This is a genomic window from Streptomyces sp. BK340 (assembly GCF_007827595.1).
Taxonomy (GTDB): domain Bacteria; phylum Actinomycetota; class Actinomycetes; order Streptomycetales; family Streptomycetaceae; genus Streptomyces.
Genome location: NZ_VISR01000027.1, coordinates 89,715 through 111,478, shown reverse-complemented (window position 1 = coordinate 111,478; position 21,764 = coordinate 89,715). Strand labels below are relative to the sequence as shown.

The following is a 21,764-nucleotide window of genomic DNA, read 5'->3' as shown; positions in this document are numbered from 1 at the left end:
GATGTGTGACCGCTGGCGGTTGGGAACCTACATTACGTAGGGTCGGTCGGGGTCGCAGGCGTGCGGACCCACCTGGGCGTGGACATGGCGGGTGTCGCCTGCTCGGCTCCGACGACCTCCGGCCCGGCCAGGACCACGAGCCGGACCGCTCCATGATGGCCGAAGGACGGGAACGCCGCGGTGCGCGGCACGCTGGCGGCGGACGCCACGGACATCCTCGCCCGAGCGGATGCCCGTGCCGGAGGGGCTCGGCCCCGGGTACGACGCCGTGCTCTGTGGCGGATACCACTCCAGGGCCGGTGCCCTCGGCGTGCTCGGCCACGGCTTCATGGGTCATGAGAACGAGGCCGTCCGGCCGGACGGCCGTCCCGTCGGCAGGGCGGCCTCGCGAACGCCACCGCGGCGGCCCCGGGCGTCCCGCTGGTGGCCCGCACGAGTGACGACGCCGCGTGCGCGGAGATGACGGCGCGGGACGCACCGGTCGTCACCGCCCGCGTGAAGTACGCCCACGACCGGTTCGCGGCCGGGCCGCGCCCGGCGGGCGCCGCGCGCGGGCGTCGGGATGCGCCGGTCGGTCCGGTCCGGCCGTGCGCCGGTCCGCCCCGGTCGGTTCAGTCCGGCTGTGCGGGCGCGGTGCGGCGGGCGTAGGCGCGGGCCGCGCGGGCGCGGTCGCCGCAGCGGGTGGAGCACCAGTGGCGGCGGCCGTGCCGGAGGAGGTAGCGGTTGCACGGGCTGGAGCCGCAGGCGGTGAGACGGCCGGCGTCGGGGCCGGTGAGCAGTTCGGCGGCGTCGGAGGCGAGGGTCGCCAGGGCGTGCTCGACGATCTGGGTCGTGGGGTGCGAGGCCGCCCGGTACAGGCCGCGCTCGGGGTGCCAGTGCAGCAGGGCGGCCGCGGGGGCGCGGGTGAGCGCGTCGTTGAGCGCGTCCAGTGCGTCGGCGGGGGCGGCGTGCCCGTCGACCCGGGAGGCGAGCAGGGCGCGGATCTGTTCGCGCAGGGAGCGCAGCCGGGCCGCGCAGGTCTCCTGGAGCTGCGCGCCGGCCGGGGCCAGGCCGTGCTCCACGAGCCAGCGTTCGGCCGCGGCGGGCGTTTCGAGCAGGTCGGTGAACTGGCCGCCGGGCTGGGTGACGGCACTGTTGGCGAGGTCGAGGGCGGCGTACTGCTCCGCGCCCGGCGCGGGGTGCACGGTCGGCTCGTCGGTCACGGTCCCCTTCATGAGTCTCATGGTACGGCTTGCGTCCATCCGTGAGAGGCGGCTAGCGTTCATCACGGATAGAAACTCTCTATCCGTGAGACAGGTGTCCCTGAGACGACCCTCCGCGAGGTGCCCCCATGACTGCAGCCGGTCCGAACTCCGACCCCACGAGCGAGCAGGTGCCCGTCCGCGTCCTCGGCGGTCCGACCGTCCTCATCGAGTACGGCGGCCTCCGCCTTCTTACCGACCCCACCTTCGACGCCCCCGGCGACTACCCCTCGCCCAGCGGCCGGGTCCTGACCAAGACCGCGCCGCCCCGCCTCACCCCGGCCGAACTCGGCCCCGTGGACGTCGTCCTGCTCTCCCACGACCAGCACGCCGACAACCTCGACCACTCGGGCCGCGCCCTGCTCGCCGAGGTGCCCCGCACCCTCACCACACCGAGCGCCGCCGGCCGCCTCGGCGGCACCGCCCGCGCCCTCGCCCCCTGGGAGTCCGTCGAACTGCCCCGCCCCGACGGCGGCACCGTCACCGTCACCGCCGCACCCGGCCTGCACGGCCCCAAGGGCTCCGAGCCGATCGTGGGCGAGGTCACCGGCTTCGTCCTGACCTCCGCCGACCTGCCCACCGTCTACGTCAGCGGCGACAACGCCTCGCTCGAACTCGTCCAGGAGATCGCGGACAGGTACGCCCCCGTCGACACCGCCGTCCTCTTCGCCGGCGCGCCCCGCCTGCCCGTCCTCGACGACGCCCTCCTCGTCCTCGACGGCGCCGGAACCGCGACCGCCGCCCGCCTCCTCGACGCCCGCCGCGTGGTCCCGGCCCACTGCGACAGCTGGGCCCACTTCACCGAGACCAGGCAGGACGTGGTGGCCGCGTTCGCCGAGGCGGGACTGACGGAGCGGCTGCAGCTGGACTGAGCGGCCGGCGGTGTCGCGGGGCCGTAGTACCGCGGTACCACCCGGCCGGGCCCCGTTCAGCCCCCGGTACCACGGAATCGGGCGATTCGGACTTTAGCGTTGCGGGTGAGGCGCCGGACGCGACGGGCGCCCGAGGCCGAGGGAGAGCGACGCGCATGATCGACGCACGGCAACTGACCAAGCGGTACGGAGGGAAGACGGCCGTCGACGGGCTGGACTTCGTCGTGAAGCCGGGCACCGTGACCGGCTTCCTGGGGCCCAACGGCGCGGGGAAGTCCACCACCATGCGGATGATCGTCGGGCTCGACGCCCCGACGAGCGGCACCGTCACCGTGAACGGCCACCACTACGCCCACCACCGGGCACCGCTGCAGGAGGTCGGGGCGCTCCTGGAGGCGAAGTCCGTCCACCCGGGCCGCACGGCCCACCAGCACCTCAGAGCACTCGCCCTGACCCACGGCATCCCGCGCCGCCGGGTCGACGAGGTCATCGAGCTGGCCGGGCTCGGCAGCGTGGCCCGCAAGCGGGCCGGTGCCTTCTCTCTCGGCATGGGCCAGCGGCTCGGCATCGCGGCGGCGCTGCTCGGCGATCCGCAGACGGTGATGCTGGACGAGCCGGTCAACGGCCTCGACCCGGAGGGCGTGCGCTGGATCCGCACCCTGCTGACCTCGCTCGCGGCCGAGGGCCGGACCGTGTTCGTCTCCTCCCACCTGATGAGTGAGGTGGCACTGGTGGCGGACCATCTGATCGTCGTGGGCCGGGGCCGGCTGCTGGCCGACACCACCGTGAGCGACCTGGTCCGCGAGGCGGGCGGCGACACGGTGCGGGTCGCGACCGAGGACCCGGCACGGCTGCGGGACGTGCTGGCCGGGCCCGGCGTCGACATCACCGGCCGCGTCGGCTCCGAGGAACTGCAGGTCACCGGTCTGACCGCCCGTGAGGTCGGGCTGAAGGCCGCCGCACACGGCATCCCGCTGTTCGAACTGACCTCACGGACCGTCTCCCTGGAGGAGGCGTTCATGGACCTGACCCGGGACGCCGTGGAGTACCACGGCTCCACGACCGGCAACGAGAGCCCCGAGACCGCCGGGAGGACGGCATGACCACCCTCACCGCCACCGCCGAGGAACCCCGCACCGCTTCCGCCCGCCCCGCCTACCGCGTGACCGGACGGCGCGTGCTGTCCTCCGAGTGGGCCAAACTCTGGTCGCTGCGCTCGACCTGGATCACCCTGGCCCTCGGCCTGCTGTTCCTCGTCGTCTTCGGACTCATCGCCGCGGCCCGCTACCGGTCGATGGTCGGCACCCCCCGCATGGCCCCGGACTTCGCCCGCGCGACGGCCGTGAGCCTGTCCCTCTTCGGCACCAACTTCGCCCAGCTGGCCCTCGGCGTCCTCGGCGTGCTGGTCATGGCGGGGGAGTACTCCACCGGCCTGATCCGCTCGACCCTGGCGGCCGTACCGCGCCGGCTGCCCGTCCTGTGGTCCAAGGCGGCCGTGTTCGGGCTGGTCGCGCTGGTGGTCGGCACCGCCGGCGCGTTCGTCGCCTTCCTGCTCGGCAGCGGCATCGTCTCCGGCACGCCCGCCGCGATGGACCTGACCCACGCGGGGGTCGTCCGCAGCCTGCTGGGCGCCGGCCTCTACCTCGGCCTGGTCGGCGTCGTCGGTATCGCCCTGGGCGCGCTGCTGCGGTCGGTGGCCGGCGGCATCTCGGTGCTGGTCGGCACCCTCATGCTCATCCCCGGACTGACCTCCCTCCTGCCCAGCTCCTGGCAGGACGACATCAGCCCCTACCTGCCGAGCCACGCGGGCCAGGCGATGTTCGCCGTGACCCAGGACTCCACCATCCTGTCGCCCCTGCCCGGACTGCTGGTCCTCCTCGGCTGGACGGCACTCGCGCTGGCGGGGGCGGCGTACCGGCTGGTGCGCAGCGACGCCTGAGCATGGACGCGATGGACACGGTGATGTCCGAGGGCGGGGGGAACGGCACGACGGCGGACGGCCGTGTGCACCATGGGCGGGTGACCGCCGTGACCGCCTACGACATCAGTGGGATGGGGCCGCTGGTCGCCCGGCTCGGCCGGGCGGGCCAACGGCTCCGGCAGGCCGACCGGGCCCGGCCGTGGGTGCTGGACACCACGGTGGTGCTGCTGGTCCTCCTGATGTTCTGCCTGCCCGACCTGCTGCACGCGGGCGCCGGGGACGGCGACGGACCGCGCCACGCGCGGCTCGCCTTCACCCGGCCGTCCGTGGCGGCCATGTCCGCCCTGCAGGCGGGTCTGCTGCTGCCGCTGCTGTGGCGAAGGCGCCGACCCCTGGCCGCCTTCGGTGCCGTCTGGGCCGTCTTCGTCCTGCAGTGGTCCCTCGATGTGGCGCTGCGCGCGGACGTGGCCCTCTTCATAGCGCTGTACAGCCTGGCCCTGCACGGGCGGCTGCGGCAGCTGCCCTGGGCCTGCGGGGCCGGCGCGGCCGGGATGGCGCTGGTCGCGGTGCGCGTCTCACCGGCCGTGTCCGTCTGGGACGCACTGTTCTTCCTGCTGAGCACGGCGACCGCGGCCCTGGCGCTCGGCCTGGTGGTGCGCATCCGCCGGGCCCAGCTCGCAGGACTGCGGGACCGGGCGGCCCGGCTGGAGATCGAGCGCGACCAGCGCAGCAGGCTGGCCGCCGCCACCGAACGGGCCCGGGTGGCCCGCGAGATGCACGACATCGTCGGACACAACCTGTCCGTCATCATCACGCTGGCCGACGCCGGCGCCTACGCCACCGACACCGCTCCCGAACGCGGCAAGGAGGCCCTGCACCTCATCGGCGACACCGGCCGCCAGGCGCTCGGCGAACTCCGGCGTGTCCTCGGCGTCCTGCGCGAGGCGGCCGACGGCCCGCCGGGTGCGCCCGAACTCAGCCCGCAGCCCGGCATCGCGGACATCGGGGCACTGTGCGAGGGCGTGCGCGCAGCGGGTCTGGACATCGTCTACCGGTCCGCCGGAGACGTCGACGCCCTGGACGACGGAGTGCAGCTGACGGCCTACCGGATCGCCCAGGAAGCCCTGACGAACACCCTCAAGCACGCGGGAGCCGGCACCCGGGCCCGTCTGTCGATCGCCGTCGAGGACACCCGGCTGACCATCCGGGTCCAGGACACCGGCCCGGCCGTCCGGCCCGGACCGCCGAACGAGGAAGGGCACGGCCTGGTGGGTATGCGGGAACGAGCGGCACTCTACGGCGGAACGGTCAGCGCGGGCCCGGCGGGCGGCGGCTGGCGGGTGGCCGTCTGCCTGGACCTGGCCTCGGCGGGCGGTGCCGCGTGACGACCGTACTGATCGTCGACGACCAGCCGCTCCAGCGCTACGGCTTCCGCCTGCTGCTGGAGTCCGTCCCCGGGACCGAGGTGGTCGGCGAGTCCGCGCACGGCGCCGAGGCCGTCCGCATGGCCGCCGAACTGCGCCCGGACGTCGTGCTGATGGACGTACGGATGCCCGGCATGGACGGCATCGAGGCCACCCGCCGTATCGCCGGGTCCGGCGGCCGCTCCCGGGTCCTCGTCCTGACCACCTTCGACCTGGACGAGTACGTCCACGCGGCCCTGCGCGCCGGAGCCAGCGGCTTCCTCCTCAAGGACGCGCGCCCCGAGGAACTCCTGGCCGGCATCCGCGCGGTCGCCGTCGGGGACGCCGTGATCGCGCCCGCGCTCACCCGGCGCCTGCTGGACGAGTTCGCCCGGCTCCTGCCGCGGCCCGCCGGTGATCCGGCCGAGGACACGCGTCTGAACTCCCTCACCGAGCGAGAACGCGAGATCCTCGTCGCCATCGGCAGGGGCTGGACCAACGGCGAGATCGCCGCCCGCTTCGTCCTGTCCGAGTCCACGGTCAAGACCCACGTGGGCCGGGTCCTGGCCAAGATCGGCGCGCGGGACCGTGTGCAGGCGGTGATCTTCGCGTACGACCGCGGGCTCGCCCTGCCGGGCGACGGCGGTCAGTAGCGCAGCGCCGAGCCGACCACCGCGTGCACCTCGCCGGTCAGCTTGCGGTTGCTGGTGGCCGTGGCCTCGCCGGAGGCACCCGCGCCCACGTCCTTGACCGTCGCCACGGTCACGTCCAGCAGGTTGCCGCTCTTGTCCGTGAAGTTGACCTGGACGGCGAAGGACTTGGCGGAGTCGGCGGTGTTCTTGGCGGTCACCTTGACCGTGGCCTTGCCCGCGCTGTCGGGGGCGGGGACGCCGAGCGTCACGTCGTCCTTGGCCTTCACCCCGTTCTTCACCGAGTCGAGCTTGTTCCTGGCCTGTGCCGAGGCCGAGGCCAGCGCCTCGCCGCCCTGGGAGGCGAGGGAGGCGGCGGCGGAGGAGGCCGCCGATGCCGCCTTGCTGGCGACGCCCGACGTGTTTCCGGAGCTGTTGCTGCCGGAACATCCGGCCGCCGCGACCCCGACGGCCAGGGCCAGCGCCGCGCCCGCCGTGCCCCTCGTCCACTTCTTTCGCACTGCCATACCGCGCCTCCACGGACTCCCGAAAGCTGTCTGTTCCTCTCACCTCAGTGAAGGGGCCGCAGCCGTGCCCTGCACGCCGGGTGAGATGTCCGGGTGCCGTCCGTCGGGCCGCAGGTTCCGTCGCTTCCGTCGCGAAATTCACCCGAATGCAGCAGCGGCCATACGTGCCGGGGGCGCCGATCGGAGTACCGACGGATAGTGGTGCCCGGGGAACGACGTCCCGACGGCTCCCCGGTACAGGAGGCTCCATGCGTGCTTCACGGTCGCTGGCCGCACTCACCGCTGTCGCATCGCTCGGCATCGCGCTGACCGCTTGCCAGGACCAGGCGTCCGGCACGGTCGTGGCGCACACCGGTGCCCGATATGTGGAGACCTTCACGAACCCGCCGATCCGCGGGTGCCACCGTTTCCGCGAGGGCGTGACCAACATCAAGAACTACACGCTGAGCAGCATGCTCCTGTACACGACACCCGACTGCACCGTGCCGCCGGGCGGATCGAGGATCTACGTGGACATGCAGTCGTCGGACCAGGTGGTCCCGGCCTCCGGCCTGTGGCGGAGCTTCTCCTTCGCCCCTGAATGACGCGTGAGGGGTGAGCGGGAACGCGAACGTCTCAGCCGACCCTGATGTGCTGGTTCATTCCCATCTGCCGGTGACTGTCGACGGGGCAGTACACGTCGTACGTGCCCTTCGCGAGGGTCACCGTCACGGTCGCACTGTGGCCTGCCGGTATGTCCTTGGTCCGGGCGTCCCGCACGCCGGGGCCGTCGACGGACAGGGCGTGGGTGATCTTGCCGGCGTTGTCGGAGACGAAGGTGTAGGTGCCCGGTGTGAACGACGTCCGGGGCAGCTTCAGCGTGTACTCGGTCTCGATGACCGTCACCCGGGTCCCCGAGCCCGCCCGGGGCGTGCCGGAACCGGCCGGACCGCTCGCCCGACCGCCGCCTCCGCTCGAACAGGCGGCCAGGAGGAGAGCGGCGCAGAAGGCTCCCGCAGTCGCACGGAGTGCCGTGCGGGGTGCCGTACGGGGTGTATGTGTCGAGATCGTCATGTGGCTCATCCCCTTTCCCCTATGACGGATACGTTCGAACGGGCCGGATGGTTCGTGCCGGCGTCCATCTGCGGCCCGGCGGCGGGAGCCTGTGCTCACATCCGCCCCCGGGCCCTGTGCGGTGCGCTTAACCCCTGGTGATCCGGTGCAGAGACACCCGCGTAATGAGCGGTTCGTACCGTGGACAGGCCGCCGCGAGTTTCCGGGCCTCGTCGAAGCCGGAGTGGCTGAGCAGGACCCAGCGGGCGGTTGCGGGGGATGGGCGTCATGATCGGCTCGTGTGAACCGCGCAAGCCGAGGGTCGGCGGCGGGGCGGGCCGGGTGCCGTGACCGGATAGGTTCGCCGAGGTCTCGTGGCCTGCGGGTGCGTGAGTCACTTTTTCTCCCCGGTTTGGGTTGGTTGCGGGGCTGAACGGCCTCGTTTGCATGGTGGTAATCAACTTGCTGCCCGCCCCGGCGGGCGGGCAGGGTCTGGATCATGCTTGAACTACGCACCTTGGAATCAGACGACTGGCCCCTTTGGCGGGAGTTGCGACTGGCTGCGCTTGCTGAGGCGCCCTACGCGTTCGGATCGACGCTGGCCCAGTGGCAGGGCTCCGGCGACCGAGAGGAACGCTGGCGTGCCCGTCTGTCGATTGCTGGCGCGCACGATCTCATCGCGCTCCTAGACGGCCGCCCGGTGGGCATGGCCAGCGGAGTGCCGGGCGAGGGAACAGAGAACGTGGAGTTGATCTCCATGTGGGTCAACCCCACGGCGCGGGGCAAGGGCGTGGGTGACTACCTGATCCAGGCGGTCGAGCGGTGGGCGGCGGAGCGCGGTGCCACGACGCTGCGGTTGTCCGTCATGCCGGACAACCGCAGGGCAACCGCGCTCTATGAGCGGCACGGTTTCACGGACACGGGTGAGCCCGGCGATCTTCTGCCCGAGGGCGTGGGCAGGGAGCGAGTCATGGCGAAGAGCCTGGCCGCTGTCTGATCTCCACATCCGGGCACGGCGGGATCCGCACTGGGCACCGCCACCGCCGCAGCCATCACCATCTGGCTCCGCACATGATCGCCCGGACAAGTCCTGGGCGGGACGAGGCCCGAAAGCCCCGCCCAAACCTTACGAAACCCCAGGTCAGGACTCAGGGCCAGACCAGGCAGTACGGCTGATGCCCCGCCTCGTGCAGCCGATGCGAGAAGTCCTGCCACTCGTGCAGCAGCTGGTACACGTTGAACGCGTCCCGTGGCCCGCCCCGGTCAGGGACCGTCGACCAGATGAACGCCGCCGCGCCCACCGCTTCCTCACCGATGCCGCGCAGGGGGTCGACCACCGTCATGGGGAGCTTGACGACGGCGTAGTCGGGGTGCAGGACGACCAGCTCCAGGGGTGGCACCTTGTGCAGGGGCACGCCCTCGATGCCGGTCAGCACCATCGCGGCCATCGTCTCCGGCTTGATCTTGGTGAACATGCCGTTCATGCCCAGCTCGTCGCCGCCGAGTTCCTCGGGGCGCATCGAGATGGGGACGCGGGCCGCGGTCGCGCCGTCCGGCGCGCCGAAGTATTTGTACGTCACCCCCACCCGACCACCATTCCTGCTCCCCGCCCGGAGGCGGTCGACCCGCTGGTCGAGCCGGCTGTCGAACTGCCGGTCGTGCCGCTCGGGATCACTCGGTACACCCTGTGCCTGACGTGCGTCAGTCTGCCGTGCTTCGGTAGTTTCCTCCGCGTCGCGTCGGTGCCTTCCCCGCCGGGCACGTCGAGGACCCAGGTCATCAGTCCCCTCGCCCAGTCCGCCACCGCGATGCATATCTCCACCCGACTGCTTTTCTAGGACGCGTGGCCCCCGCCGCGCAACCCGATCATCGTGTCAGTGACCTCCCCCACGGCCGCTCGCCGAAACGTGCGGTGAAACACCAGTCCGCAGGATCTTCTACGGCCCCTTACTACTACGTGCCGTATGAGCTGTGTGTATCAGCTCTCAGTCTCGCAGATGGCACAACCGCGATCTCGGTTCCGATCTTGAGGCGGGCCGCGGCCGGGGCGGGGTGCGGCCTACCCTGAGGAGGTCACCACGCAACCGGAGTCCGAGAAGTCGGAGAATTCGCACGTCATGAGCGCCATGAGCGAACTGCCCTATCCCTATGATGCGCCCGTCTCACAGGCGCTCTTCGACCGTGCGTCCGTCGTCACACCGGGCGGTGTGAACTCGCCGGTGCGCGCCTTTCGTGCCGTGGGCGGAACGCCGCGGTTCATGGTTTCCGGCACGGGGCCGTACCTGACCGACGCCGACGGGCGGGAGTACGTGGACCTCGTGTGCTCCTGGGGGCCGATGATTCTGGGGCACTCCCACCCCGAGGTCATCGGAGCCGTCCAGGAGGCGGTCGCGCGCGGTACGTCGTTCGGCACGCCCGGTGAGGGCGAGGTCGCGCTCGCCGAGGAGATCGTCGCGCGGGTGGAGCCCGTCGAGCAGGTGCGGCTCGTGAGCAGCGGCACCGAGGCGACCATGTCGGCGATCCGGCTCGCCCGCGGGTTCACCCGGCGCTCCAAGGTGATCAAGTTCGCCGGGTGCTACCACGGGCATGTCGACTCGCTGCTCGCCGCGGCGGGGAGCGGGGTCGCGACGTTCGCGCTGCCCGACACGCCCGGCGTCACCGGCGCCCAGGCCGGCGACACGATCGTGCTGCCGTACAACGACCTCGAAGCCGTGCACGAGGCCTTCCACCGGCACCCGGGCGAGATCGCCTGTGTCATCACCGAGGCCTCGCCCGGCAACATGGGCGTCGTTCCGCCGGACCCCGGGTTCAACCAGGGGCTCAAGGACGCCTGCCGGAAGAACGGCGCCCTCTTCATCTCCGACGAGGTCATGACCGGGTTCCGGACCAGCCGCGCCGGCTGGTTCGGGATCGACGGGGTCAAGCCCGACCTCATGACCTTCGGCAAGGTCATGGGCGGCGGGTTCCCCGCCGCGGCCTTCGGCGGTCGCGCCGACGTCATGGCCCACCTCGCTCCGGCCGGGCCCGTCTACCAGGCCGGCACCCTCTCCGGGAACCCCGTCGCCACCGCCGCCGGACTCGCCCAGCTGCGGCTGCTCGACGACGCCGCGTACGACAAGGTCGACGCCGTCTCCGAGCAGATCCGGTCGCTCGTGACCGAGGCGCTCGGCAAGGAGGGCGTGGCGCACCGGCTCCAGACCGCCTCCAACATGTTCTCCGTGTTCTTCACCGACCGGCAGGTGCGGAACTACGAGGACGCCAAGCGGCAGGAGTCGTACCGCTTCACCGCCTTCTTCCACTCGCTGCTGTCGAACGGCGTCTACCTGCCGCCGTCGTCCTTCGAGTCCTGGTTCGTGTCCACGGCCCACGACGAGCGGGCCATCCAGAAGATCGCCGACGCCCTTCCGGCGGCGGCCCGAGCGGCCGCGGAGGCCACCGCAGCATGAGCAGCAACGACAGCTACGTCAGCGAGAAGGACATCACCGTCGTCCACCTCATGCGGCACGGCGAGGTCGCCAACCCGGACGGGATCCTGTACGGGCGGCTGCCCGGCTACCACCTGTCCGAGCTGGGCCGGCAGATGGCCGACCGGGTGGCCGAGCACCTCTCCTCGCGCGACGTCACCCACGTGGTCGCCTCGCCGCTGGAGCGCGCGCAGGAGACCGCCACCCCGATCGCCAAGGCGCACGGGCTCGGCCTCGCCACCGACGACCGGCTGATCGAGGCCGACAACGTCTTCCAGGGCAAGACCTTCGGGGTCGGGGACGGCGCGCTGCGCAAGCCCGACAACTGGAAGCACCTCGTCAACCCGTTCAAGCCGTCCTGGGGCGAGCCCTACATCGACCAGGTCGTCCGGATGATGGGCGCGCTGAACGCGGCCAAGGACCAGGCCCGCGGGCACGAGGCGGTGCTGGTCAGCCACCAGCTGCCGATCTGGATCGTGCGGTCGTACGTCGAGAAGCGGCGGCTGTGGCACGACCCGCGCAAGCGGCAGTGCACCCTCGCATCCCTGACGACTTTCACATATCTGGGCGACAGGATCGTCTCCGTCGGCTACAGCGAGCCCGCCATCGACCTCGTGCCGGCTCATCTCCGGGCCGGTGCCAAGCCGGTACAGGGGAAGAGCAAGGCCTTCGGGGCGTGACGCTCCGGTCGAAAACCCACCTGACGCCCGCTTCTGACGGACCGTTTGGAATGGCTTAGGGTCTCTTTGCCGCATCCGTTACGAAAAACATAAATATCAGCGGAACCTCCCCGATCGTCGCGCCCTCTGACTGGGTGACCACCAGCAGGCGCGATGAATCGGGGATCTCCATGCGCACCAACTCCCGGACCGTTTCCCGGAGGGGAATACTCGGCCTCGGCGCGGGCGCGGCGGCTGCCGCCACACTCGCGGGCTGTGGGTCTCTCAAGTCCTCGGACGGCGGTGGGCACGGATCCGGTTCCGGGGGCTCGGCCGGGGGGGACGGCGGCAAGAACGGCGGGACCAAGGCGCGGCCCATCGGCGACGGCTCGACCTCCTTCACCGGCAAGCAGCCGCACCAGCCGGCCAGGCCCGAGCCGCTGGAGCCGGGGCAGACCCCGCCGCAGTTCGTGATCTTCTCCTGGGACGGTGCCGGCGAGGTCGGCAACGGGCTCTTCCCGCGCTTTCTGGACCTGGCCAAGGAGCACGGCGCGAGCATGACCTTCTTCCTCTCGGGGCTGTATCTGCTGCCCGAGTCGAAGAAGCGGCTGTACGAGCCGCCGAACAACCCGCGCGGCGCCTCCGACATCGGCTACCTCACCGACGAGCACATCAAGTCGACGCTGGCCAACGTCCGCCGGGCCTGGCTCGAGGGGCACGAGATCGGCACCCACTTCAACGGGCACTTCTGCGCCGGGACCGGCACCGTCGGCAACTGGACCCCGCAGCAGTGGTCGAGCGAGATCAGGCAGGCCAAGGCGTTCGTGAAGGAGTGGCGGACCAACACCGGCTGGACCGATCTGCCCTCGCTGCCGTTCGACTACGACAAGGAGCTGGCCGGCGGCCGCACGCCCTGTCTGCTCGGCCAGAACAACCTGCTGCCCACCGCGAAGAAGCTGGGCTGGCGCTACGACGCCTCCTCACCGGGCGGCCGTCAGGTGTGGCCGGAGAAGAAGCTGGGGATCTGGGACCTGCCGTTGCAGCAGATACCTTTCCCGGGACGTTCCTTCGAAGTCCTGTCCATGGACTACAACATGCTCGCCAACCAGTCGGTCAACTCGACCAAGGCGCCCGCCTACAACTACCCGGGCTGGCGCAAGCAGTCCGCGCAGGCGTACATAGCGGGATTCGAGCGGGCGTACAAGACAAACCGGGCGCCGTTCTTCATCGGCAACCACTTCGAGCAGTGGAACGGCGGCATCTACATGGACTCCGTCGAGGAGGCCTTCAAGCACATCGCGCGCGAGAAGGAGAAGGGTGCGGACGTGCGCCTGGTCTCCTTCCGGCAGTTCGTGGACTGGATGGACGTCCAGAAGCCCGAGGTGCTCGCCAAGCTGCGCACGCTGGAGGTCGGTCAGCAGCCGGCCGGAGGCTGGAAGGGCTTCCTGCGGGACGCCGGGGGTGCCAAGTCGGCCTCCCAGAACGCCGCCTGAGGGGCTACCCGGCGATCTGCCTGAAATGTCCGGAGTAAATACCTCCTGAAATGCGGTTTTCCACCCGCCAGGGGGGTGCGCGAAATCCCCGGAACAGGCATGCGAAACTTTTCACATGAGTACCCGTAGCCGCGCCGTCCTGTTCGGCGCCATGGCCGCCGCGGCGGCCCTGACCCTGTCCGCGTGCGGCAACGGCGGCACCTCCGGCGGGGGCGGCAACACCGGCTTCGTCACCGGCAACAACGGCATCGACACCGTCGCGCAGGGCAAGCGGGCCGCGGCGCCCGACCTGTCCGGCAAGACCATCGACGGCAAGACCCTGGACGTCGCCGACTACAAGGGCAAGGTCGTCGTGATCAATGTCTGGGGCTCCTGGTGCGGACCGTGCCGGGAGGAGGCCAAGTACTTCTCCAAGGTCTCCAAGGCGTACGAGGGCAAGGGCCTCCAGTTCGTCGGCATCAACACCCGGGACACCAGCACCACCCCCGCGATCGCCTTCGAGAAGGAGCACGGGATCGGCTACCCGAGCCTGTACGACCCCACGGGCAGGCTGATGCTCCGCTTCAAGAAGGGCACGCTCAACCCGCAGCTGATCCCGTCCACGCTCGTCATCGACAAGGACGGGAAGGTCGCCGCGCGGGCGCTGGAGGCGCTCGACGACACCACCCTGCTGAAGATGGTCAAGCCGGTCCTCGCGGAGAAGTGACGTGAGCGCACTCGTCACACTCGCCGCGCAGAACCAGACCGTCCTCCACGGGGCCCTGCTGGTCTCCCTGCCGATCGCCCTGCTCGGCGGTCTCGTCTCCTTCTTCTCGCCGTGCGTCCTGCCGCTGGTGCCGGGCTACCTCTCCTACGTCACCGGGGTCGCCGGCACCGACCTGGCCGAGGCCAGACGCGGGCGCATGGTCGCCGGGGCCTCCCTGTTCGTGCTCGGGTTCAGCGCCGTGTTCGTCTCCGGCGGGGCGCTGTTCGGCTCGTTCGGCTGGACCCTGCAGGAGCACAAGGCCGTCCTGGCCAAGGTGCTCGGCGTGCTCATGATCCTCATGGGCGTGTTCTTCATGGGGCTGATGCCCTGGCTCACCCAGCGCGAGTTCCGCTTCCACCGCCGGCCCACGACCGGACTGGTGGGCGCACCGCTGCTCGGCGCCCTCTTCGGCATCGGCTGGACCCCCTGTCTGGGGCCGACCCTGTCGTCCGTGAACTTCCTCGCCATGGAACAGTCGAGCGCCGGGCGTGGAGCGCTGCTGATGGTCGCCTACTGCCTGGGCCTCGGCGTGCCCTTCGTGCTCGCGGCCGTCGGCTTCCGCAAGGCGCTCGGTGCCTTCGGCTGGGTCAAGCGCCACTATGTCTGGGTGATGCGCATCGGCGGCACGATGATGATCGTGACCGGTGTGCTGCTGCTGACCGGGGCCTGGGACCGCCTGGTGCAGGAGATGCAGACCTGGTCCGACGGCTTCACTGTGGGGATCTGATCGATGAGCAAGACCGAAACCGACAACGGCCCTGAGCAGGAGGATCTGGGGGCGGCCGGCTCCCAGCTGTCCACCGCCCCGCAGGAGGAGACCACGGCCGCACCGGGCCTCGGCGTCATCGGCTGGGCCCGGTGGTTCTGGCGGCAGCTCACCTCCATGCGGGTCGCGCTGCTGCTGCTCCTGCTGCTGTCGCTCGGCGCGATCCCCGGCTCGCTGATCCCGCAGACCGCCGCCGACGCCTCCAAGGTCGACGACTTCCGCCAGGCGCACAGGACGCTCGCGCCGGTCTACGACAAGCTCGGCCTGTTCCACGTCTACAGCTCGGTGTGGTTCTCCGCGATCTACATCCTGCTGTTCGTCTCCCTCATCGGCTGCATCGTCCCGCGCACCTGGCAGTTCGTCGGCCAGCTGCGCGGCCGCCCGCCGGGCGCCCCCAAGCGCCTCGACCGGCTGCCCGCCTACACCACCTGGCGCACCACCGCCGAGCCGGAGCAGGTCCGCGAGGCCGCGCTCGCACTGCTGAAGAAGCGCCGCTTCCGCGCCCACCTCGCCGGTGACGCCGTCGCCGCCGAGAAGGGGTACGTCCGGGAGCTGGGCAACCTGGTCTTCCATGTCGCGCTGATCGTGCTGCTCACCGCGTTCGCCTCGGGCCAGATGTTCAAGTCGGACGGCACCAAGCTCATGGTGGAGGGCGACGGCTTCGCCAACGCGCTGCCGATGTACGACGACTTCAAGTCCGGCAGCCTGTTCAGCACCGACGAGCTGGTGCCGTTCAGCTTCGACCTGAAGGACTTCGAGGGCACCTACGAGCTGACCGGCCCCAACCGCGGCACCCCGCGCACCTTCCAGGCGAAGATCACCTACAGCGAGGGCGCGTACGGCAAGGAGAAGCCGGCCACCGTCAAGGTCAACCAGCCGCTGGAGATCGGCGACTCCAAGGTCTACCTGGTCAGCCACGGCTACGCGCCCGTGATCACCGTCCGCGACGGCAAGGGCAAGGTCGTCTACCAGGACGCCGTACCGCTGCTGCCGCTCGACGGGAACGTCACCTCGCAGGGCGTCATCAAGGTCATGGACGGCTACCGCAACGCCCAGGGGCAGAAGGAGCAGCTCGGCGTCCGGGCCTTCTTCCTGCCGACCTACGGCGGCGGCGCCTCCGTGCTCTCGCAGTTCCCGGCGCTGCTGAACCCGGTGCTGAACCTGGAGCCGTACCACGGCGACCTCGGCGTCAACTCGGGCCTTCCGCAGAGCGTGTACCAGCTCGACAAGACCCACATGAAGGCGTTCAAGGACGCCAAGGGCCTGCAGCTGCGCGGGAACCTCAAGCCCGGGCAGACCCTGCAGCTGCCGAACGGCGCCGGCTCGATCACCCTCGAGAAGGACATCAAGGAGTGGGCCGGCTTCGAGATCGTCCAGGAGCCGGGCAGCGGCTGGGCGCTCGGCGGTGCCCTCGCCGCGATCTTCGGTCTGGCCGCGTCCCTGTTCATCCAGCGCCGCCGCGTGTGGGTGCGGGCGGTGCGCGGCGCCGACGGCGTGACGGTCGTCGAGATGGCCGGGCTCGGCCGCAGCGAGTCCGCCAAGGTGCCCGAGGAACTGGGCGACCTCGCCGGAACCCTCTACGACCAGGCGCCGGGGGCGCCCGACCGCGACTCCACCGAATCCGACGTCGTACCTGCCGAAGGGGCTGAGAAGTGACTCTCGCCGCCGCGACCAACGAACACCTGGCCAGCATCAGCAACACGCTGATCTACTCGTCCATGGCCGTCTACACCCTGGCCTTCTTCGCGTACATCGCCGAGTGGCTCTTCGGCAGCCGCAGCAAGGTGGCCCGTACGGCCGCGGCGCTGACCTCCGCCGGCGAGCAGAAGGCGGGCGGGCCCGCCGTCACCGTCAAGCAGGCCGGGGGCACCGCCGTACTGGAGCGGCCCAAGGTCGTCGTGCGCTCCGCGTCCGGCGCCCGGGACGTGCCGGACGGTCCCGGTGCGCACGGCGGGGACGAGCAGGGCGACCTCTACGGGCGGATCGCCATCTCCCTCACCGTGCTCGCGTTCCTGGTGGAGCTGGCCGGGGTCGTCACCCGCGCGGCCTCCGTGGAGCGGGCGCCGTGGGGCAACATGTACGAGTTCAACATCACCTTCTCCACGGTCGCGGTCGCGGTCTACCTGGGGCTGCTGGCGCTGAAGAAGAACGTGCGCTGGCTCGGTCTGTTCCTGATCACCACGGTCCTGCTCGACCTCGGTCTGGCCGTCACGGTCCTGTACACCGCGAGCGACCAGCTCGTCCCGGCCCTGCACTCGTACTGGCTGTACATCCACGTCTCCACCGCGATCTTCTGCGGTGCGGTCTTCTACGTCGGCGCGGTCGCCACGATCCTGTACCTGTTCAAGGACTCGTACGAGAACAAGCTGCAGGCCGGCGGCAAGCCCGGCAGCTTCGCGACCTCGGTGCTGGAGCGGCTGCCCGCCTCCGCCTCGCTCGACAAGTTCGCCTACCGCGTCAACGCGGCGGTCTTCCCGCTCTGGACCTTCACGATCATCGCGGGAGCGATCTGGGCGGGCGACGCCTGGGGCCGCTACTGGAACTGGGACCCCAAGGAGACCTGGTCCTTCATCACCTGGATCGCCTACGCCTGCTACCTGCACGCCCGGGCCACGGCCGGCTGGAAGGGCCGCAAGGCCGCCTACCTCGCGATGATCGCCTTCGGCTGCTGGCTGTTCAACTACTACGGCGTCAACATCTTCGTGAGCGGCAAGCACTCCTACGCGGGCGTGTAGGCCACCTGGACCGAGGGCCGGTTCCCGTGACGTGGGTCGCGGGAACCGGCCTTCGTCGTCCACGTCGTCGACCGCGCAGGTCAGCGGCCCTAACGGGTGCGGATCCGCGGGGCCGGGGTCACGCTGGTGTCATGAGCGGTTCCATCGAACAGGGCACCAGCCGGACGCACGGGAACACGCACATACTCCACTTCCTGGTGCGCGTCCCCAGGCGTATGGAGGAGGTCTGGGTGGCGGTGGCCACCCCGGCGGGGCTCGCCTCCTGGTTCACCGCGGCCGACGCCCTGGAACCCAGACTCGGCGGCGCGGTCACCCTGCGTGGCGTGGGTTCCGGGCGGGTCACCGCGTGGGACGTGGACCGGGTGGCGGAGTACACGGTGGAGGGCGCCGGGCGGATCAGGTTCCATCTGGAGCGGGACGGGGAAACGGCGAGCGTGCTGCGCTTCACCCACGAGTTCCGGGGCGAGGGGGAGGCGGAGGCCCGCTGGCGCTCCCGATTCGAACGCCTTGTCGACATCCTCCAGCTCTCCCAGGCCTAGGGCGTCCCGCCGGACCTACGACGGCGGCAGGCACTCCTTCGTCGGAGGCCTGCCCTCGGGCCAGGCGATCCTGACGAAGCGGGAGCCGCCCTCCGGGGTCAGTTCCACGATCGGGACCGCCTTGTCGTACGGGTTGCCGTGTACGTCCAGGCAGATCCAGCCGCTCGCGCCGCTCACCCGGAGCGAGCCCTTGACCTGCGGCCACTGGAGGCCGACGTCCGTGAGGGCCGGGACGTTCCCGCCGTCCGGTACCGCCTCGCGGATGCCGTGGACCGCCAGCTGCAGGGCGTCGTAGCCGATGATCAGCTGGCCGTCGTCCAGGGCGACCGAACCGATGGGCCCGGAAGGCCCCCGCTCGGCGGCGGTCAGCAACCGCCGCAGCACCCCGAAGTCCGCCGCCGAGCCGCCGGTCTTCGCCGGGTCCCTCGTCCAGGCGTCCGGGTGGGCGAGGGAGGTGTAGCGGACGGAGAGGTTGTGGCGCAGGGCGTCGCGGTCCAGATCGCTCTCGTGGGTCAGGTACGACGCCTCGTCGCCGGTCAGGACCGTGAATCTGCGGTCCTGGCAGCCGCGTCCGCCGAGCGCGTTGATGAACTGTCGCAGCTGGGTGTGACGTCCCGCGAACAGGATGGTGTCGGTCTCCCGGGAGGTGTCGCACACCAGGTGCGTGATCTGCCGGAAGGTGTTCGCCGTCGTCCCTTCCCTGCTGCGGTCGGCGGGCGGCGTGAACGGCTGCGGCTCGTACGGCGAGCCCTTGATCAGCGCCGCGAACGACTCCTGCAGCGTCCGGGTGTACGGGTCGCCCGGCTTGTCGTAGACCAGCAGCGCCCTGCCCGCGCTCACCTTGGCGAACGACGCCAGCGCGCGGGCCTCGTCGGTGTTGGTCGGCGACACCCGGGCAAGGCCGGGGTAGGGGTCCGTGCCGCCCTGCCCGTTGGCCAGGTCGTCGGCGGTGATCGAGGAGCCGACCACCGGGATCCCGAGCCGGGTCAGCGCCTGGACGGCCTTCTTGTTGTTGTCGGTGCTCTGCCCGATCCCCGCCACGGCCCGCAGCCGGTCCGCGCTCGTCGTCATCCGCTTCAGCCGGTCCACCGTCTGCTGCCAGTGGTCCCCGGTCGCACCCGGGTTGGCCAGCACCAGCCGGATCGCGGGCGCCTCCCCGTTCGACTCGTGGTTGGCCTGGTACTGCGCCAGATAGGCGCCCTGCAGCTGGTGCTGGATGTCGTTCAGGTTGGTGGCGGAGGAGGAGCTGTACGGGAGCATCAGCGCCACCGTCACATAACTGCCGGGCTTGAGGCGTTCGTTCTCCCGCGCGACCGCCCCCACGACATCCTTCAGCTGCGCGTGCCCGAAGGAGTACGAGCCCGTCGCCACGCCCACGCACTCGTCGCTGCCCTGCGGCCGGACCACACCGGGCGCACAGGACCGGTTCTCGTGCATGAGCGCCCGGCCCGCGAACACCAGCCCCGTCACCAGGGCCGCCGTCACCAGCAGCGCCAGATAGCGGCGCAGCGGGATCTCCCACACGCTCTCGCGCACCCACGTGCCCACGCCTCTGCGTGCCATCACGCCTCCCCGCTGCGGTCGTCCGAGCCGTCATCCGTGTCGTCGGGGTCGTCGTGGCCGTCGGGGTCGTCGGGGTCGGCCATCGGGTGCCCGGCGAGCGCCGCCGCCGGCCAGTCCCTGGACGCCCGCCACAGCAGCGCGTTGGCGGCCGGCCGCAGGTTGGACAGCTGCTCCAGCTCGAAGCGGAGCCGGTCGCACACCTTCGGGTCGGGCAGCACCAGCGGATCGCCCAGCTGCCACACCGCGTGCAGCAACCGCCGTATCCGCAGGTGCAGTACGGCGTCCACGCCCTCGGGCGGTTCCTGCCCGGCGTCCGTGCGGCCGAGCGCGATCGCGGCCCGCCGGTCGCCGTGACCGGTGAAGTCGCGGCCGTCGGCGTCGTGCGCGTGGAAGTAGGGCGCCGACGCCACGAAGCGCAGGGTGCGCAGCCAGCTCCGGATGTCCGCGGTGTGGAAGGTGTCGCGCAGGTGGTCGACCGCCGGCTCCGAGCTGCCCAGGGCGAGTTCGTGATGGAGCCGGTAGCGGGCCTGTTCGGGGTCCGGGTGGTGCGCGATCAGCGTCTCGTGCGCCGTACGCCACGACGTGTGGTCGGCGTCCCGCAGATGCAGCCTCAGCAGCAGCAGGGTGCGCACGAAGGGGTCGCCGACGAACCGGCCCGGCTCGGCCGGCAGCCCCTCCTCGGCCAGCCGGGTCCGCAGGGCCCGTACGTCCGCCGGGCCGAAGGTGTCCGGCAGCAGGGCCGCGGCCAGCGCGCAGGCCGAGTCGTGGTCGTGGGCGGCGGCCAGTACGGTCAGCTCGTCCAGGTGCTCGGCGGGCACGAGTCGGTCCAGCAGCGCCTGGTAGGCGGGGGCGGCCTCCTGGTCCTCGTCCAGCTGCACGTCGGCGGTGAGCAGCGCACCGAGCGAAGCGGCCCGGTTCTGCGCGGCGGACTCGGCGAGCAGGACGATGCCCAGCGGATTGCCGCCGGTCAACCGGTGGGTCGCATGCGGCATTTGGGGCGGGACCGGGATGTCGTCGCAGACGGCGCCCACGATGTGCAGGGTGTCGTCCGGGCTCAGCGGGGGAAGCGCGACGAGCAGCGCCCGCGAGGAGGGGGCCGCGTCCGGGGTCCAGCCGCTGCGCCGGGCCACCTCGGGCAGCTCCCGCCGGACCGCGCTGCGCAGCTCCTCGCGGCCCTCGCCGCGCCGGGCGGCGACGAACGCCACCTGGTCCGCGATGCCCTCGGCACGGTCGCGCAGCACGGCCTCCACGAGCCCGGGCCCCGGCGCGGTCTGCGCGTCGTCGATCAGCACCAGCGGCCGCCCGAGCCGCTGCATGCGCGGCAGCACCCCCGCGTACGCCTCCGTCAGGTCGGCCAGCAGCGCCCGCACCAGATACCGCTCGGCGTGCTCCCGGGAGGTGCCGCCCGCCCGGAAGTGTCCCGACAGCAGCATGAGCCCGCGCTGGGCGTGCCCGCCCGCGTTCGGGTACGTGCGGTACCAGACCGACGCCTTCTGGTGCCGCCGGCTGGTGAAGCCCTCGGCGACGGACTCCAGGGTCGCCTCGATCGCCCCGGACAGCAGCGGCCCGGTGCCGGTGGCCGCGGCGACCACCTTGGCCGCCACCTTCCCGGCCCAGCGGCCGGCCAGACCGCTGATCCACGAACCGCTCTCGTTCAGCAGCAGGATCCGCTCGACCTCCCGGCGGATCCGCTCCGAGTCGGCGTCGCCCCAGCCGCTCGCGGCCACCGCCACCAGGCCCGACATCAGCCGCGGAAAGGTGATCCGCCCGGCGCCCGTCACCGGCGCCGCCAGCTGCTCGGCGATCACCAGCAGCGCCTGCGCCACCGGCGACCACGACTCGGCGGGCCGCTCCGCGGGCGGCCTCGTGAACTGTTCCTCCGCGCAGTCGATCAACGCGACCGGCGTGTGGCCCTTGTAGGCCTCCCGTAACTCGGCCAGTACCGCGCTCTTGCCCAGCCCGCGGGCGCCCGTGAGCACCACGAAGGGCAGCTCGCCCGGGTGCTCGAACGGATGACCACGGTGCTGGTGGGGGCGCAGGCCCACGAGCCGGGGCGCGAGACCGGCCGGATCGACGTCGAACAGCGCTCCGCGCCCGTGCAACCGTCTGTGCACCGCATTCCCCCCTCAACAGCAGTGTAGAAAGGGGAAGTTGTCACTGACCAGGGTCAGTGAT

The 21,764-nt window shown here is 71.3% G+C and carries 22 protein-coding genes; 15 read left to right on the top strand and 7 right to left on the bottom strand.

Features of this window, described 5'->3' with window-relative positions; genetic code table 11:
- Window positions 1-32 precede the first annotated feature (32 nt).
- Together FB157_RS48895 and FB157_RS35875 are read right to left on the bottom strand one after the other, a co-directional pair.
- Entirely contained in the window at window positions 33-209 is a 177-nt protein-coding gene (locus tag FB157_RS48895; RefSeq protein WP_261386749.1) for a hypothetical protein, read from the bottom strand.
- 402 nt (window positions 210-611) lie between these two features.
- Window positions 612-1,223, bottom strand: a complete 612-nt coding sequence (locus FB157_RS35875; RefSeq protein ID WP_145884896.1) for an ABATE domain-containing protein — start codon at window positions 1,221-1,223, stop codon at window positions 612-614.
- 107 nt (window positions 1,224-1,330) lie between these two features.
- Between FB157_RS35875 and FB157_RS35870 the strand changes: the two genes are divergently transcribed.
- The 5 genes from FB157_RS35870 to FB157_RS35850 all read left to right on the top strand — a co-directional run bounded on the left by FB157_RS35870 (window position 1,331) and on the right by FB157_RS35850 (window position 6,090).
- Complete coding sequence (locus FB157_RS35870; protein ID WP_145884895.1) at window positions 1,331-2,113, top strand: MBL fold metallo-hydrolase; 783 nt, start codon at window positions 1,331-1,333, stop codon at window positions 2,111-2,113.
- A 155-nt stretch (window positions 2,114-2,268) separates the two neighbouring features.
- A complete protein-coding gene (locus FB157_RS35865) occupies window positions 2,269-3,216 on the top strand; it encodes an ATP-binding cassette domain-containing protein (protein WP_145884894.1) in 948 nt (315 codons plus the stop codon).
- Window positions 3,213-4,052 (top strand): ABC transporter permease, encoded by an 840-nt coding sequence (locus FB157_RS35860; protein WP_145884893.1) that lies wholly within the window; start codon window positions 3,213-3,215, stop codon window positions 4,050-4,052. Before FB157_RS35865 ends, FB157_RS35860 begins: the two co-directional genes overlap by 4 nt.
- 113 nt (window positions 4,053-4,165) lie before the next feature.
- Window positions 4,166-5,419, top strand: coding sequence for a sensor histidine kinase (locus FB157_RS35855; RefSeq protein WP_222440999.1), 1,254 nt, complete (start codon window positions 4,166-4,168; stop codon window positions 5,417-5,419).
- The gene (locus FB157_RS35850; RefSeq protein ID WP_145884892.1) at window positions 5,416-6,090 is read left to right on the top strand and encodes a response regulator transcription factor; all 675 of its coding nucleotides are present in this window, start codon (window positions 5,416-5,418) and stop codon (window positions 6,088-6,090) included. The genes FB157_RS35855 and FB157_RS35850 overlap by 4 nt, the downstream gene beginning before the upstream one ends.
- Here FB157_RS35850 and FB157_RS35845 read toward each other — a convergent pair.
- Entirely contained in the window at window positions 6,084-6,593 is a 510-nt protein-coding gene (locus FB157_RS35845; protein WP_145884891.1) for an FxLYD domain-containing protein, read from the bottom strand. The two genes, FB157_RS35850 and FB157_RS35845, sit on opposite strands and share 7 nt — an antisense overlap.
- A gap of 248 nt (window positions 6,594-6,841) precedes the next feature.
- Between FB157_RS35845 and FB157_RS35840 the strand changes: the two genes are divergently transcribed.
- A complete protein-coding gene (locus FB157_RS35840; protein WP_145884890.1) occupies window positions 6,842-7,177 on the top strand; it encodes a hypothetical protein in 336 nt (111 codons plus the stop codon).
- A 31-nt stretch (window positions 7,178-7,208) separates the two neighbouring features.
- On the opposite strand, the gene FB157_RS35835 is transcribed toward FB157_RS35840, so the two are convergent.
- Window positions 7,209-7,646: a plastocyanin/azurin family copper-binding protein gene (locus FB157_RS35835; RefSeq protein ID WP_186581841.1), complete on the bottom strand. Its 438-nt coding sequence runs from the start codon at window positions 7,644-7,646 to the stop codon at window positions 7,209-7,211.
- A 478-nt stretch (window positions 7,647-8,124) separates the two neighbouring features.
- Between FB157_RS35835 and FB157_RS35830 the strand changes: the two genes are divergently transcribed.
- Window positions 8,125-8,622, top strand: a complete 498-nt coding sequence (locus FB157_RS35830) for a GNAT family N-acetyltransferase (RefSeq protein WP_145884889.1) — start codon at window positions 8,125-8,127, stop codon at window positions 8,620-8,622.
- 151 nt (window positions 8,623-8,773) lie between these two features.
- On the opposite strand, the gene FB157_RS35825 is transcribed toward FB157_RS35830, so the two are convergent.
- Complete coding sequence (locus FB157_RS35825; protein WP_003974483.1) at window positions 8,774-9,211, bottom strand: hypothetical protein; 438 nt, start codon at window positions 9,209-9,211, stop codon at window positions 8,774-8,776.
- A 540-nt stretch (window positions 9,212-9,751) separates the two neighbouring features.
- Here FB157_RS35825 and hemL point away from each other — a divergent pair.
- The 8 genes from hemL (at window position 9,752) to FB157_RS35780 (ending at window position 18,026) form a co-directional block, all read left to right on the top strand.
- Window positions 9,752-11,071 (top strand): glutamate-1-semialdehyde 2,1-aminomutase, encoded by a 1,320-nt coding sequence (hemL, locus tag FB157_RS35815; protein ID WP_145884954.1) that lies wholly within the window; start codon window positions 9,752-9,754, stop codon window positions 11,069-11,071.
- Entirely contained in the window at window positions 11,068-11,769 is a 702-nt protein-coding gene (locus FB157_RS35810; protein WP_145884887.1) for a histidine phosphatase family protein, read from the top strand. The genes hemL and FB157_RS35810 overlap by 4 nt, the downstream gene beginning before the upstream one ends.
- Window positions 11,770-11,939: 170 nt before the next feature.
- Window positions 11,940-13,241: a hypothetical protein gene (locus FB157_RS35805; RefSeq protein WP_145884886.1), complete on the top strand. Its 1,302-nt coding sequence runs from the start codon at window positions 11,940-11,942 to the stop codon at window positions 13,239-13,241.
- 115 nt (window positions 13,242-13,356) lie between these two features.
- Window positions 13,357-13,947 carry a TlpA disulfide reductase family protein gene (locus FB157_RS35800; RefSeq protein WP_261386746.1) on the top strand — a complete coding sequence of 197 codons (591 nt, stop codon included), beginning with the start codon at window positions 13,357-13,359 and terminating at the stop codon, window positions 13,945-13,947.
- A gap of 1 nt (window position 13,948) precedes the next feature.
- Entirely contained in the window at window positions 13,949-14,713 is a 765-nt protein-coding gene (locus tag FB157_RS35795) for a cytochrome c biogenesis CcdA family protein (RefSeq protein WP_145884885.1), read from the top strand.
- A gap of 3 nt (window positions 14,714-14,716) precedes the next feature.
- Complete coding sequence (locus FB157_RS35790) at window positions 14,717-16,408, top strand: cytochrome c biogenesis protein ResB (RefSeq protein WP_145884884.1); 1,692 nt, start codon at window positions 14,717-14,719, stop codon at window positions 16,406-16,408.
- Window positions 16,405-17,487 carry a c-type cytochrome biogenesis protein CcsB gene (gene ccsB / locus FB157_RS35785; protein ID WP_145884883.1) on the top strand — a complete coding sequence of 361 codons (1,083 nt, stop codon included), beginning with the start codon at window positions 16,405-16,407 and terminating at the stop codon, window positions 17,485-17,487. Before FB157_RS35790 ends, ccsB begins: the two co-directional genes overlap by 4 nt.
- Before the next feature lie 131 nt (window positions 17,488-17,618).
- Window positions 17,619-18,026, top strand: coding sequence for an SRPBCC domain-containing protein (locus tag FB157_RS35780; RefSeq protein ID WP_145884882.1), 408 nt, complete (start codon window positions 17,619-17,621; stop codon window positions 18,024-18,026).
- A 15-nt stretch (window positions 18,027-18,041) separates the two neighbouring features.
- Here the strand turns inward: FB157_RS35780 and FB157_RS35775 are convergent, their stop codons facing one another.
- Window positions 18,042-19,589 (bottom strand): hypothetical protein, encoded by a 1,548-nt coding sequence (locus tag FB157_RS35775; protein WP_145884881.1) that lies wholly within the window; start codon window positions 19,587-19,589, stop codon window positions 18,042-18,044.
- The gene (locus FB157_RS35770; protein WP_145884880.1) at window positions 19,589-21,703 is read right to left on the bottom strand and encodes a hypothetical protein; all 2,115 of its coding nucleotides are present in this window, start codon (window positions 21,701-21,703) and stop codon (window positions 19,589-19,591) included. The genes FB157_RS35775 and FB157_RS35770 overlap by 1 nt, the downstream gene beginning before the upstream one ends.
- Window positions 21,704-21,764 lie beyond the last annotated feature (61 nt).

Excerpts from the sequence above, each read along its gene's own strand:
- FB157_RS35875 (WP_145884896.1), bottom strand. The coding sequence starts at position 1,223 with ATGAGACTCATGAAGGGGACCGTGACCGACGAGCCGACCGTGCACCCC.
- FB157_RS35870 (WP_145884895.1), top strand. The coding sequence starts at position 1,331 with ATGACTGCAGCCGGTCCGAACTCCGACCCCACGAGCGAGCAGGTGCCC.
- FB157_RS35865 (WP_145884894.1), top strand. The coding sequence starts at position 2,269 with ATGATCGACGCACGGCAACTGACCAAGCGGTACGGAGGGAAGACGGCC.
- FB157_RS35860 (WP_145884893.1), top strand. The coding sequence starts at position 3,213 with ATGACCACCCTCACCGCCACCGCCGAGGAACCCCGCACCGCTTCCGCC.
- FB157_RS35855 (WP_222440999.1), top strand. The coding sequence starts at position 4,166 with ATGGGGCCGCTGGTCGCCCGGCTCGGCCGGGCGGGCCAACGGCTCCGG.
- FB157_RS35845 (WP_145884891.1), bottom strand. The coding sequence starts at position 6,593 with ATGGCAGTGCGAAAGAAGTGGACGAGGGGCACGGCGGGCGCGGCGCTG.
- FB157_RS35840 (WP_145884890.1), top strand. The coding sequence starts at position 6,842 with ATGCGTGCTTCACGGTCGCTGGCCGCACTCACCGCTGTCGCATCGCTC.
- FB157_RS35835 (WP_186581841.1), bottom strand. The coding sequence starts at position 7,646 with ATGACGATCTCGACACATACACCCCGTACGGCACCCCGCACGGCACTC.
- FB157_RS35830 (WP_145884889.1), top strand. The coding sequence starts at position 8,125 with ATGCTTGAACTACGCACCTTGGAATCAGACGACTGGCCCCTTTGGCGG.
- hemL (WP_145884954.1), top strand. The coding sequence starts at position 9,752 with ATGAGCGAACTGCCCTATCCCTATGATGCGCCCGTCTCACAGGCGCTC.
- FB157_RS35810 (WP_145884887.1), top strand. The coding sequence starts at position 11,068 with ATGAGCAGCAACGACAGCTACGTCAGCGAGAAGGACATCACCGTCGTC.
- FB157_RS35805 (WP_145884886.1), top strand. The coding sequence starts at position 11,940 with ATGCGCACCAACTCCCGGACCGTTTCCCGGAGGGGAATACTCGGCCTC.
- FB157_RS35800 (WP_261386746.1), top strand. The coding sequence starts at position 13,357 with ATGAGTACCCGTAGCCGCGCCGTCCTGTTCGGCGCCATGGCCGCCGCG.
- FB157_RS35790 (WP_145884884.1), top strand. The coding sequence starts at position 14,717 with ATGAGCAAGACCGAAACCGACAACGGCCCTGAGCAGGAGGATCTGGGG.
- FB157_RS35780 (WP_145884882.1), top strand. The coding sequence starts at position 17,619 with ATGAGCGGTTCCATCGAACAGGGCACCAGCCGGACGCACGGGAACACG.
- FB157_RS35775 (WP_145884881.1), bottom strand. The coding sequence starts at position 19,589 with ATGGCACGCAGAGGCGTGGGCACGTGGGTGCGCGAGAGCGTGTGGGAG.